At 64.8% G+C, this 11079-nt stretch carries 11 protein-coding genes; 1 reads left to right on the forward strand and 10 read right to left on the reverse strand.

Annotated features, from left to right (window positions below; translation table 11 throughout):
- Nucleotides 1-21: 21 nt before the first annotated feature.
- Nucleotides 22-681, forward strand: coding sequence for a YceH family protein (locus tag H7688_RS06645; RefSeq protein ID WP_183360270.1), 660 nt, complete (start codon nucleotides 22-24; stop codon nucleotides 679-681).
- A 269-nt stretch (nucleotides 682-950) separates the two neighbouring features.
- Here the strand turns inward: H7688_RS06645 and H7688_RS06650 are convergent, their stop codons facing one another.
- The 10 genes from H7688_RS06650 to traF all read right to left on the reverse strand — a co-directional run bounded on the left by H7688_RS06650 (nucleotide 951) and on the right by traF (nucleotide 10991).
- Nucleotides 951-2021 carry a type IV pilus twitching motility protein PilT gene (locus H7688_RS06650; protein ID WP_183360271.1) on the reverse strand — a complete coding sequence of 357 codons (1071 nt, stop codon included), beginning with the start codon at nucleotides 2019-2021 and terminating at the stop codon, nucleotides 951-953.
- A gap of 24 nt (nucleotides 2022-2045) precedes the next feature.
- The gene (locus H7688_RS06655; protein ID WP_183360272.1) at nucleotides 2046-3773 is read right to left on the reverse strand and encodes a DUF4388 domain-containing protein; all 1728 of its coding nucleotides are present in this window, start codon (nucleotides 3771-3773) and stop codon (nucleotides 2046-2048) included.
- A 141-nt stretch (nucleotides 3774-3914) separates the two neighbouring features.
- Complete coding sequence (locus H7688_RS06660; protein WP_183360273.1) at nucleotides 3915-4811, reverse strand: triphosphoribosyl-dephospho-CoA synthase; 897 nt, start codon at nucleotides 4809-4811, stop codon at nucleotides 3915-3917.
- Nucleotides 4801-5295 carry a citrate lyase holo-[acyl-carrier protein] synthase gene (locus H7688_RS06665; protein WP_183360274.1) on the reverse strand — a complete coding sequence of 165 codons (495 nt, stop codon included), beginning with the start codon at nucleotides 5293-5295 and terminating at the stop codon, nucleotides 4801-4803. The genes H7688_RS06660 and H7688_RS06665 overlap by 11 nt, the downstream gene beginning before the upstream one ends.
- Entirely contained in the window at nucleotides 5270-6808 is a 1539-nt protein-coding gene (gene citF / locus H7688_RS06670) for a citrate lyase subunit alpha (RefSeq protein WP_183360275.1), read from the reverse strand. Before citF ends, H7688_RS06665 begins: the two co-directional genes overlap by 26 nt.
- On the reverse strand, nucleotides 6795-7715 hold the full coding sequence (locus H7688_RS06675; RefSeq protein ID WP_183360276.1) for an HpcH/HpaI aldolase/citrate lyase family protein: 921 nt from the start codon (nucleotides 7713-7715) through the stop codon (nucleotides 6795-6797). The genes citF and H7688_RS06675 overlap by 14 nt, the downstream gene beginning before the upstream one ends.
- Nucleotides 7716-8192 (reverse strand): PPC domain-containing DNA-binding protein, encoded by a 477-nt coding sequence (locus H7688_RS06680; RefSeq protein WP_183360367.1) that lies wholly within the window; start codon nucleotides 8190-8192, stop codon nucleotides 7716-7718.
- 9 nt (nucleotides 8193-8201) lie between these two features.
- A complete protein-coding gene (gene citD, locus H7688_RS06685) occupies nucleotides 8202-8465 on the reverse strand; it encodes a citrate lyase acyl carrier protein (protein WP_183360277.1) in 264 nt (87 codons plus the stop codon).
- The gene (locus H7688_RS06690; protein WP_183360278.1) at nucleotides 8462-9466 is read right to left on the reverse strand and encodes a [citrate (pro-3S)-lyase] ligase; all 1005 of its coding nucleotides are present in this window, start codon (nucleotides 9464-9466) and stop codon (nucleotides 8462-8464) included. The genes citD and H7688_RS06690 overlap by 4 nt, the downstream gene beginning before the upstream one ends.
- Nucleotides 9467-9767: 301 nt before the next feature.
- Nucleotides 9768-10991: a conjugal transfer protein TraF gene (gene traF, locus H7688_RS06695; RefSeq protein ID WP_183360279.1), complete on the reverse strand. Its 1224-nt coding sequence runs from the start codon at nucleotides 10989-10991 to the stop codon at nucleotides 9768-9770.
- Between the last annotated feature and the right edge of the window lie 88 nt (nucleotides 10992-11079).

The following is an 11079-nucleotide window of genomic DNA, read 5'->3' on the forward strand; positions in this document are numbered from 1 at the left end:
CAGTCCTAGAAGGAGCAGCAGATGAAGATGAACCTGACCGACCTGGAAATCCGCGTGCTCGGCTGCCTGATGGAGAAAGAGCTGACCACCCCGGAGAACTACCCGCTGAGCCTTAACTCGCTCATGAGTGCCTGCAACCAGAAATCGAACCGCGACCCGGTGCTCTCGCTTAGCGAGCCCGAGGTGCAGAAGGTGCTGGAGGCTTTGGGGGCGCGGGGGCTCGCGCGGCTCACCACCACCGGCGGACGGGTGGCCAAGTACGTTCACTCGGCGGCTGACAAGCTCGGTCTGGCGGTGCCGGCACGGGCGATCCTGGCCGAGCTGATGCTGAGGGGGGCGCAGACCGCCGGCGAGCTGCGCAACCGCGCCGAGCGGATGGCACCCTTTGCCGACATCGAGGCGGTGGATGAGGTGCTCGGCGAGCTCATGCGCGCCGGTCCCCCCCTGGTGGTGCGGCTGCCGCGTCAGTCGGGGCGCAAGGAGGTGCGCTACGCCCAGGTGTTCGGCGGGATGCCGGAGCTCCCCGAGGAAGAGGAAGAAGAGGTTTCCGAACCCGCGCTTCCCTACAAGCTCCCCATGACCGGGCGGCTCCAGAAGCTGGAGAACGAGATCGCCGACCTGCGCGCCGAGACGGCGGAGCTGCGCAAAGAGGTGCAGGAATTTCTGGCGCAGTTTGGCTAGAAACGGTTGGTTCTACGCGAGCTACCAAGGAAATGGGCTTGCATCCGGAAAAACTTGCCATGGCGTCCGCTCTCCCCTTGCGGAGAGGGACAGGGTGAGGGGGAAGGCGCCACCTCAGCAGAGCTGCCAGCTTCACCCATCCCCTAACCCCCTCCCGTCAAGGGAGGGGGGACTACTTCTCGATCCTGCAAACAAAGAGAGCTCCTGGAATGACTCCGGGAGCTCTCTTTTATTTTGGGTGACTGAAAACCGGTAAAGCCGGCGCCGCCTCAACTGGTGAACATCAGCTTGCGCTCCAGGTCGGTGGAGTGGGACAGGCGCTTGGCCTCTTCCATGGTGATCAGGTCCTGCTCGTGCAGCTGGATCAGGTGCTGGTCGAGGGTCTGCATCTGGTACTGGCTGCGGCCGTTCTCCATGTGCCCCTCGATCTCGTCCAGACGCCCCTCGCGGATGCAGCTCTGGATGGTCGTGGTGGAACGCATGATCTCCAGGGCCGGCAAAATAAAATCGCCGGTCTTGTTCTTGATGAGCCGGATCGAGACGGTCGCCACCAGGATGTCGGCCAACCGGTGCCGCACGATCTCCTGGGCGTCGGGCGGGAAGTGCCCCACGATACGGTTGATGGTCGAGACCGCACCCTGGGTGTGCAGGGTGGAGAGCACCAGGTGACCGGTCTCGGCGGCCATGAGACATGACTCGATGGTCTGGGTGTCGCGCATCTCGCCCACCATGATGATGTCGGGGTCCATGCGCAGGGAAGCCTTCAGGGCGCTCGCGAAACTGTCGGTGTCGATCCCCACCTCGCGCTGGATGATGCAGCTTTTCATCGAGGAGAACAGGAACTCGATCGGGTCCTCGATGGTGATGCAGTTGTAGCTGAAGTTCTCGTTGATGTGGCGCAGCATCGAGGCGAGCGTGGTGGACTTGCCGTTGCCGGTAGGCCCGGTCACCAGGATGAGCCCGTTGGGGGCCTTCACGATATCACCCAGGACGCTTGGGAGTCTCAGCTCGTCGAAGGTGCCGATGTTGGCTGGAATCACGCGCATGATGATGCCGAAGTGGCCACGCTGCCTAAAGATGCTCACCCGGAAGCGCGCGCCGGTGGGGAGCGAGAAGGAGGTGTCGAACTCCTTCTGGTCCGGCTCCCAGCGCCGGTTGTTGTGCTCCAGGATGGTGTTGGCGATGAACTCGGTGTCGGCAGGGGTCAGGTTGGGGAGCTTGGACCGGATGATCTGTCCCTTGCCCCGGAAAAAGGGGGGGTTGTCCACCTCGAAATGTACGTCGGACACCTTCTTGTTGAAGGCAATCTCAAGAATCTGGACCAGTATCTTGGAATCCATGGCTGCCCCTTCAGGTTTAAGTGGTTACTTCTGTGCCACCCGCTTGCGGTAGAGCGCGTTGTCGATGACCAGGCTGGCGTGCAGGGCCAGCATCTCCAAAAGTTCCGGCTGGGGTGACCCGCCGGCCCGGCTGCCGAAATCGGCGTAGATGAGGGCGATGACCCGGCCGAAGCTCTGCACCGGCAGGAGCAGCACCTTCTGACTCGCCGGTGCGCCGATCACCGGGAAGAGGTTCTGGCTCAGCGCGGCGTCGGGGACGCCATAGTAGCTGGTGCGCTGGTCCAGCGTCTGCTGCACCAGCGAGTCCCCACCAAGGGGGAGGCGCAGCTTCAGCGAGCTTACCTGGCCCGGGGCGTCGAAGCCGATGCCGCGCTCGGCGATGAGCTCCGAGCGCACTGCAACCAGGGTGAGGGCCCGGTCGAAGAGGCCGCCGATCGCCTTCAAGAGCTGGAAGGTGACCTCGGAGGGCTCGCGCTGCTCGGAAAGCCCCACGAGCATCCCCTTGAACTGCTGCAGGAGCCCCTGCCCGGGCTGGCTCCCCAAGTCTTTCAGGTAGCGGCTCAGGGCGCGGGTGCACTCGATCGCGTCGTCGAGGAAGCTTTCCGGGCGCTCCTCGCGGCTTGCCCTGGGGAGCACGGTCTTGAGCCCGGCCTGCAGTGCCAGCGCGCCGAGTCGGAAGTCGCCGGGACAGCCAAGGACCACGATGGTGAGGTCCGGGTACTTCTGCCGCTTCTGGTGCACCAGGTCGAGGAGCTCCTCGCGCCCCTGTCGCCGGGTTCCCGGCTCGCCGGGATCAAGCAGCAAGAGGGGGGCCACGCCGCGCGACAACGACTGGTCGAGGATCGGGTCGAGACCGGCAGGATCGTTGGTCGCGATCCTGAAGAGCGGGCCGCAGGCGGCGGCAACGCACTCGCGCAGCACCTTGTCCGAGGTAAAGAGGATTACGCCGGTACCATCGGCGGGGAGCGCGGAGGCACCCAGCAGCGAGTCGAGGAACCTGAAAAACCGTTCCTGCTCCTCGGCCGGGACCCCGGTGAGCAACCCCTTCAGACGGGAGCGCGGGGTGTCGGGTTCCTGGTCGGAAAGCCCTGCAAAGGGGGTGGGGATGTGGCTATCCAGGAGGTCCAGTGCGTCGAGCCCCAGGTCCTCCGCGGAGAGGTCCGGCCCCTGCAACTCCTCGGTCTCCGGGAGGGTCGGGATCTTGCCGAAGATGAGCTCGGAGGAGAGGGTGCCGTCGCGCTTGCGCTCGTCGTAGATACGCAGGGCGTCCATCAGCACGTTCTGGGTGTTGAGCTGGATGTCCTTCTTCAGCTGTTCGGGGAAGTAGCGGTACTCGTCCGAGACGAAGGTCTTGGTGACGTCGAGGGAGAAGGTGCCGCGCACCCAGGTGAGCACCTCGACGATGGTCATCTCGATGAGGACTTCCAGCCCCTGGTAGGCGTCTTCGGTGCGGATGCGCCCCGCCTCGATCATGGTCTGGATGATCGGCTTGCGCGCTGCGCCGGCCCGCTGCTGTTCGTTCAGGGCCGCGGAGAGCTCTTCCGGGCTGATCATTCCCATGTCGATCAGGACTTGACCTATGCGCACACTGTTATTGACGTGGTTGGCACTGACAATGTAGCCGTCGTGGAAGACCAGCTGACTGTCACCCTTGGGGCCACGCAGGGTCAGCGTGCCCGATTTACCCGTGGCGTGCAGGAGCTGGATGACATCGACAATGGGGAGGTGTTCCAAATCGCCGTCGAATGACATGGGCTGAAAACCTTCTGGTAGTGTCGGGGAAAGCAGGATAGAGATGAGCGCAGGGATTCTAACATGCCGTAGCCGTTAAAGTAAACGCTAATCTGGGGTGGGATTCAGTCCTACAGCGGGTGCGCCAGGGCGCGGGGAGGGTCAGCCGTGGCAGGCGGAGACCTGCTCCAGCTGCGCCGCGGGGCGCGCGGCTGGGGGGGCGAGTTCGCCGGTGTGGCTGAGCCAGGAGAGCGCCAGGCCGAGCAGGTCCGCGACGCCGCCCATGGTGAGGTTCTGCTCGATGTAATAAGCGTTGCGCTCGATGAGAAAGCCGAGGAAATCCTCGCGCTCGAGCACCATGCGCTCCAGGGTCCTGCCGTCTTCCTGCACGGTCTTAAGTCCTTCGGGGCCGCAGCGGTGCAGCGCGGTGGTGTCCTCCACGGTCTGCATGAGCCGCCCGAGCATGGCGTAGGTGGCGGTACCGCGGTTGCCGCCGGAGGCGATCTCCTGGCGGAAGACGGGGAGGGCGTGCTCGAAGAGGGTGGTGAATCCGGAGAGTGCCTCGTGGCGCACCCCCCCTACCTTGTAGCGGCTGCGCGCCTTGCTGCCGTTGGTCGACTCGTACTCGCCGCGGGCGAAGAAACGCTTGGCGAGGAGGGCGATCTCCTGGCTCAAAAGCTTCTCGTCGAGGCTTGGAACCAGGGCGCTGGCGGCGAGCAGCATACCGCTTACGAAGATGTAGCCGCGATGGCAGTTGGTGCCGGTCAGGCGCAGCATGGCCCGCTCGGCCGCGGTTCCCAGGCGCACCTGGGCGGCCAGCGGCTCGCCGCCTGCCAGGGCGTCGGCCAGGTCGCCCAGGTAGCAGGAGACGATCTGCAGGGAGGCCTCCATGCGTGCCACGGAGAGGTCGGGGTGCGAGCCGCTGTCGTTTAAGTCGACGAGGCCCGGCTTGGGAGTCAGGTAGAGTTCCAGAAAGGCGCCGCGCACCAGGTCCTGGGCGAGCTTCCCCAGGTGGGCGGGTGCAGGATCGGTTGTGCAATAGGTAGTGTTAGAGTGCATCGATCACCGCGTGTGCGCGTGCCTGCAGTTGGGCGCCGTCGTGACGCCCGGCCCGGATGCAGGCAACTGCTGCCTCGCTACAGATAAGGCAGGTTCTGGGGGAAATGCCCAAGCCGGCGCGGTCCACGGGACGCCCGGAGGGGTCGTAGATGTCAAGGTCCAGGAGGCGGCCGGCGGGGTGCGCCGTTTCCACCTCGATGGCCTTGCGTTTCGCCGGTTCGGCCGCAAGCCCGACGCCGTACAGGGCGAAGGGGCCGAGCGCGTCGTCCTCCCGCGCGAGGAGTCGGGCCGGCAGCGCGGCCAGCAGGGCCTGCTCGCCCCACCGGAAGAGGCGCTCCGCCCGCGGCCCGGTCTTCCGGTCACCCGGCAGGTTGAGGCTCAGCATGAGGATGGCGGGGTACTCGCTGGGGAACCGGCGCTCGAGGAGTGCCTGGCGCCGGTCGCGTGCCGCCAGGAGGCTATTCCTTAACGCGTCGCACCACATCGATGATCGACCCGTCACGGTATTCGATAAGTGCCACGATTTCATCCTCAAAGTCAAGAGGTCGCGGCGTTCCGGTGATCCTGCAGGTCTCTTTTTGCAGGTCGTGGATCTCTTTTACCGGCAGTTTGCGCCGGATAAGCTCCTCTTTCAGCTCGGGATGCCGGTCGTGCACCGCGATGCCGCGCTCGGTCACCACCACCGAGATGGTTTCGCCGGGGGTGGTGATGGTGGTCACCTGGTCGCGCACGATGGGGAGCCTGCCGCGGATCGAGGGGGCCACGATGATGGAGAGCTTGGCGCCGGCCGCGGTGTCCGAGTGCCCGCCGGTGTTGTGCAGCAGGTAGCCGTTACTCTCGGTGTTCACGTTCACGTTGAAGTTGCAGTCCACCTCGGTGGCGCCCAGGATCACGCAGTCCAGCCGGTTCACCACCGCGCCTCGGTTGAAGGGGTTCGCGTAGAGGTCGGCGCTGATCTCCTGGTGCGCCTGGTTCACCCCGATGGAGCGCACCGCTTCGGTATCGAAGCACTGCACGTCCATGAGCGAGGAGAAAAGCCCCTCCTCGAGCATCCCGACGAAGTAGCCGGTGATGCCGCCGCAGCCGAAACTCCCCTTGATGTTGCCGCGGCGCATGGCGCTTCTCATCTTGTCCGCCACGGCAAGCGAGATGCCGCCCGAGCCGGTCTGGAAGGAGAAGCCGTCCTGCAAGAGCCCCGAGGCCTCGATGACCTGCGCGGCGTAGGAGGCGATCTGCAGGCCGACCGGGTCGGTGGTGATGCGGGTGGTGGTGGAGACGATCTTCGCCGGGTCGCCGAGCCTTTCGACCTGGACCACGAAGTCCACGAGCGTCTGCGGGATCACCACGGGGACCGCGGGGTAGGGGACCAGGTTGTCGGTTACGGCCACGACACAGGCCGCGTGCAGGGCGTCGCTCTGCGCGTACCCCAGGCTGCCGCAGGCCGAGGGGCCGAAGTAGCCGTTCAAGTTCCCGCAGGGGTCGCAGCAGGGGGCGGCGATGAAGGAGACGTCGATCTTCACCGACCCTTCCAGGATTGCCCGGGCCCGGCCGCCGTGGGAGCGCACGATGATGGGGACCTGGAGTTCCCCCTTGCTGGCGAGCTCGCCGATAAGCCCGTTCACGCCGCACTGGAAGCCGGCGATCACGCCGCTTTTGATGTGCGGGATGATCTCGGCGTGCACCGGGTGCACCGACGAGGATGCGATCCAGATGCCGCGGATCCCCAGCGCCGCGATCTCGTTCACTACCGCGTTCAACAGGTAGTCGCCGTTTCGCAGCGCGTGGTGCGTCGAGATGGTCATGCCGTCTTTAAGCCCGCTCGCCTCGATCGCTTCCCTGAGCGAGCCAACCAGCTTGCTGGTCCCCGGGTTCACCCGGGTGATGGGGCGCGGGGCGGCGAGGCCGGAGGGCTGGTTCGAGAAGGGGTCGCGGTAGGGGGTAAGCGTGCGTCCCGCGTAGCTTGCCGGGATCTCCCGCCCGAGGCTATTGAGCGCCATGGATGGCCTCCTCGTCGATCAGGGTGTCCACCATGCCGTGGGCGTAGGCGGTGCGCAGGACGCGCGCGGCGCGCTTCACGACCGGGGCGTCCACCATCTTCCCCTTCAGGGAGATGACGCCGGTACCCAGCGCACGGGCCCGCTGGATCGCCTCGATGACCTGCAGGGCGTAGTCGACCTCCTCCTTTTTCGGGGCGAAGACGTCGTGCACCACCTCGATCTGGCGCGGGTTGACCAGGCACTTCCCGGTGTAGCCGAGCCTCTTGGCGAGCTCGGTCTCGGCTTTCAGTCCTTCCATGTCGTTCACGTCGGCGAAGATGGTATCGATGGCCTGGATGCCGGCGGCCTTGGCGGCCCAGAGCACCCGGGTACGGGCGTTGAAGAGCTCCTCGCCCCCCTTGGTCCGCTCGATCTCCATACTGGCCGTGTAGTCCTCGGCGCCGAAGGCGAGCGCGAAGATGCGCTGCGAGCTGTTGGCGATCCCCACCGCGTTGATGATGGCGAGCGCGCTCTCCAGCGAGGGGAGCACCCGGAAACGGCCGATCTCGAGGTCCAGTTCCTCTTCGAACTCGGTCAAAAGGGTGTCGAGCCGCTCCACGATCTCCGGAGTGTCCGCCTTGGGGAGGCGGATGCCGTCGGGGAGCGCCGGGAGCACCACCTTCAGGTCCTCGTAGCCCCACTTGGAGTCGAGGGGGTTGATGCGCACCAAAAGTTCCTTGTTGCGCTCGGTGTAGTTCATCAGGAAGTGTTTCACCAGGTGGCGCGCCGCGTCCTTCTCGCTCATCGGGACGGCGTCTTCCAGGTCGATGATCACCGCGTCGCAGTTGAAGATCGGGATGTTCTGCAGCATGGAGGGCATGTTGCCCGGCACGTACAAAAGCGAGCGCCTCAGCTTGAAATCGCCCATTTAGGCACCCCCTTCGTCGATGTAGAGGGTGGGGATCCCCCCCATCTTGGAGACGTGGCGCTCGACCCCCTCGACGGAGAGCTCGGTAAGCACGATCTCGCAGGTGGCGAAGACCTGGGCGTCGTAGAGATGCCCCCCCACCACCTCGCCGGAGGACTTCGACATCATGATGTGGAAGTGGCAGTCCAAAAGGTCGTCCTCGCCGGGGACGATGTTCCCCTGCAGCCCGAGAAGCTCGAGCGGTCCCTCGATCTCGTGGATGGTGACCCGCGGGGCGGTGATCGGGAGCTTGGCGCCGGTCTTGATGCCGCGCAGCTTCACGTTCTTCACGCTCCCCAGCGCCGAGACGATCATGGCGTAGCGCACGTCGGCCAGGTGGGCGAACTGCAGAAGCCGGGTGGTCAGGTTCTCGCCCGGCGTGATCTTGATGATGAAGCGTCTCCCCTGGGAACACTCCTTGTACCAGAGCCCTTCCATGTTCACGTCTTACTCCTCCGCTGCCCGTAGAAGGGCGGTCTCCAGGCGAGCCTCGATGGCGTAGTCCAGGGCGCCGCGGTCGGTGATGCGCACCTCGCCTGATTCCACGTGGTGCCGCGCGAGCACCTCGTCGACCTTGGCCCGGATCAGCTCGCCGAACTGCTTCAAAACCGTCGACTCGATGGTCACCGTGAGGTGCTCCGCCGGCTCGAGAAATACCATCAGGTCGCTGGACTGCATGGTCCCGGCCTGCACCTTACGCGTGATTTTCATGCTGCCTCTCCTTTGGGGTCCCAGACCCGCCGCCCTTCGCGCGACAACAGGAAGTTGAGCGTGGTCTCCGGCACCAGGCTCGCGAGCTGCCGCGAGTCCCCCTCGGCCAGAAGCGCCCGGACCCGGGTTGCGCTGATCGGGGCGCTCCCCGCGTCCACCCGCTCGAGTTCGCTGACCTCGATGCCGTGCTCGGGGAGGATCCGCTGCATCGCCGCATTGTAGCTCGCGGTGGTGGGGGAGAGCGGCTCGCTTCCCACGAAGCGCCGGGTGATGTGGAAAAAGGGTGCGATGTGCTTGGCGAAGAGTAAGAGGTCGAGCTCCATCTGGAGGACACCGCCCGGATCGCCGTTCTTCAGAAAGTAGGTGGGGAAGGTGACGCTGGAGACCGCGTAGCTGGAGGTGTCCAGGAGGATCACGTTGGGGAGGTCAGCGGTTCCCTCGCGCACCATCCGGTGGCGGTAGTCGAAGGAGAACAGCGAGCGTTCCTCGCGCACCACGAAGAGGTAAAGCTTTTCGACCTGGGAGGCGGCCTCCTCGACCAGGTAACGATGCCCCAGGGTGAACGGGTTGCAGTTGGCGACGATGGCGCCGTTGGGCCCCGGGGTGACCAGCTGGCGGTGCCGGTTCAGGTAGCGCCCCAGGCCGTCGCCGTATTCCAGGAGCGCGCTCTTCGACGAGGCGGCCAGGAGGTGAAAGTTGAGGGCCTGGAAGCTGGTGACCTGGCCGGGCGAGGTGAAGATGAAGAAGGAGTCGAGCCCCTCCTGGTAGCCGCGTCCCACCAGGACGGTGACGATCTCGTCCAACAGGCTCCCCCCCTGCGCCTCGGGCGCCACCGCGAGCATCTTGAGGACCCGCCCTTCGCGTGCGCCCACCGCCTGCAGTCGGCCGGCCTGGAAGATACCTACCAGGTCGTCGAAAGGGGGCTCGAAGCTCAGGCCGCTGGCGTCGATAAGGTCGCAGGCCTGGCGCAGATCGTCTGTGGAAAGCAGCGAGGTAACCATGGCCACAATGTTATCATTATTCAAGAATATGGGTAATCATGTATACGGCGAGAGACGGGTTGAGGTTAAGGTTAATGCTGAGAACTACGAAGTTTTTGAGAGTAAAGTTAGAGGTGGTTCATTATGTTAGTGGTGGCCGGATGGGTTTCTTAAAAAGAAGAGGCCGAGGTGGGGGTGCAGTCTGCATCCTTTCCTCGGCCTCGCTTTCGTTTTTCCCCCCTCCCTTGACGGGAGGGGGGTTAGGGGGTGGGTGAAGCCGCCAGCCGGGTAGAGGTGCAACCTTCCCCCCCACCCTTCTTGTCTAGAACGCGAAGTTTAAGCTGACCTGGGCCTTCGCTTCGCTGGGGTAGGAGTGGTTATCGAATTTCGCGGTCCCCAAGCCGTAGGCGCCGTCGATGTCCAGGAAGAACCAGGGGATGCCGATGCTCAAGCCGGCGGTGACCGCACCGTCGGAGCCGGAGTCGGCGAGGTTGGTGTAGCCACCGGCGCGCAGCTTAAGGCAGCTGAAGGGGTGGAACTCGGCGCCGCCGCCCAGGTTCTGGCTCTTCATCCCGGGGATGATGGTCGAGTTGGAAAGGACATCGATGTCGCCGGTCAGCTCCAGCCAGGAGAGGGCGTCCCAGGAAACACCGGCACGCACCTGGCGTCCGACGCTGATCTTCTCGCCGTTTTTCGCCTTGAAGGACGGGGAGTTCAGGTTCTTGCCGACCAGGCCCACGGCGAAAGAGGGTACCGGCTTCCAGAGGGTGCCGAGGTCGATGCCGAAGGACGAGGAGTCGTGGAAGTTCTTCTTCCCTTCCTTGAAGAGGTCCGAGGAGGAGATGACCGATTTATTGGCGGCGTCGTAGATCTGCAGGTTCTCCTTCATGGTAACCATGCCGTTCAAGTATTTAAGGCTGGCACCCACGCCCAGCTTGCCCCACTTCCCTGCATCGAAGGCGTGGCCGTAGGATACCGGTACCTCGGTCAGCACGATGCCGCGGGTGGTGACGGTTTTCGAGGAGAGTGCGGCGTCGATGGTGCTCTGGGTGGAGCCGTTCACCGTGACGGGAACCGTGAGCTTGGTGCCGCCCGGGTCGGGGTTGGCTCCGACTTCGGCGGTGCCGTAGGCTCCGAAGCCGAAATGCTTGATCTGCACCCCGAGGGCCGCCCCACCGGTGACGTGGAAGTTGTCCTTGGTGTTGGTGTCGACCAGGGTGTTGAAGGCGTTAGCGAGCGCGTCGGCATTGGTCTGGTTCTGGGTGCCGTTCCAGGCGTCGTTTGCCTTCACCAGGTTGTCGAGATCTTCGGCAAGCTTGCCGTGGGTGTTGAGGCCCGCTCCCGCGGTGAGGGAGACCGTCACGGTCTTCGGGGCGAAGGCGAGGCCCGCCGGGTTCCAGTAGGGGGCCATGGCGCCGTAGGTGCGTGCGACGCCGGAACCGCCGACGCCGAGCGAACCGGCGCCCAGGGGCTGGAATTCAAGCGCGTGAGCCGTGGAGCCGATACCGAGGAGAATTGCCGCTACTGCTGCTGAACGTCTGATCATGTGCCACTCCTTGCAGGTTGGGATATCAAAGCAGTCCAAAGACAGGGATGCCGAACTCGGTATCGAGAACTCCCGCGACGGGCAAAAT

The organism is Geomonas limicola, assembly GCF_014193675.1.
In the GTDB taxonomy this organism is placed as follows: Bacteria; Desulfobacterota; Desulfuromonadia; order Geobacterales; family Geobacteraceae; genus Geomonas; species Geomonas limicola.

Bases quoted from the DNA above. Each gene is read 5' to 3' on its own strand.
- H7688_RS06645 (WP_183360270.1), top strand. From the start codon at position 22: ATGAAGATGAACCTGACCGACCTGGAAATCCGCGTGCTCGGCTGCCTG.
- H7688_RS06650 (WP_183360271.1), bottom strand. From the start codon at position 2,021: ATGGATTCCAAGATACTGGTCCAGATTCTTGAGATTGCCTTCAACAAG.
- H7688_RS06655 (WP_183360272.1), bottom strand. From the start codon at position 3,773: ATGTCATTCGACGGCGATTTGGAACACCTCCCCATTGTCGATGTCATC.
- citD (WP_183360277.1), bottom strand. From the start codon at position 8,465: ATGAAAATCACGCGTAAGGTGCAGGCCGGGACCATGCAGTCCAGCGAC.
- H7688_RS06690 (WP_183360278.1), bottom strand. From the start codon at position 9,466: ATGGTTACCTCGCTGCTTTCCACAGACGATCTGCGCCAGGCCTGCGAC.
- traF (WP_183360279.1), bottom strand. From the start codon at position 10,991: ATGATCAGACGTTCAGCAGCAGTAGCGGCAATTCTCCTCGGTATCGGC.
- H7688_RS06665 (WP_183360274.1), bottom strand. From the start codon at position 5,295: ATGTGGTGCGACGCGTTAAGGAATAGCCTCCTGGCGGCACGCGACCGG.
- H7688_RS06680 (WP_183360367.1), bottom strand. From the start codon at position 8,192: ATGGAAGGGCTCTGGTACAAGGAGTGTTCCCAGGGGAGACGCTTCATC.
- H7688_RS06660 (WP_183360273.1), bottom strand. From the start codon at position 4,811: ATGCACTCTAACACTACCTATTGCACAACCGATCCTGCACCCGCCCAC.
- citF (WP_183360275.1), bottom strand. From the start codon at position 6,808: ATGGCGCTCAATAGCCTCGGGCGGGAGATCCCGGCAAGCTACGCGGGA.
- H7688_RS06675 (WP_183360276.1), bottom strand. From the start codon at position 7,715: ATGGGCGATTTCAAGCTGAGGCGCTCGCTTTTGTACGTGCCGGGCAAC.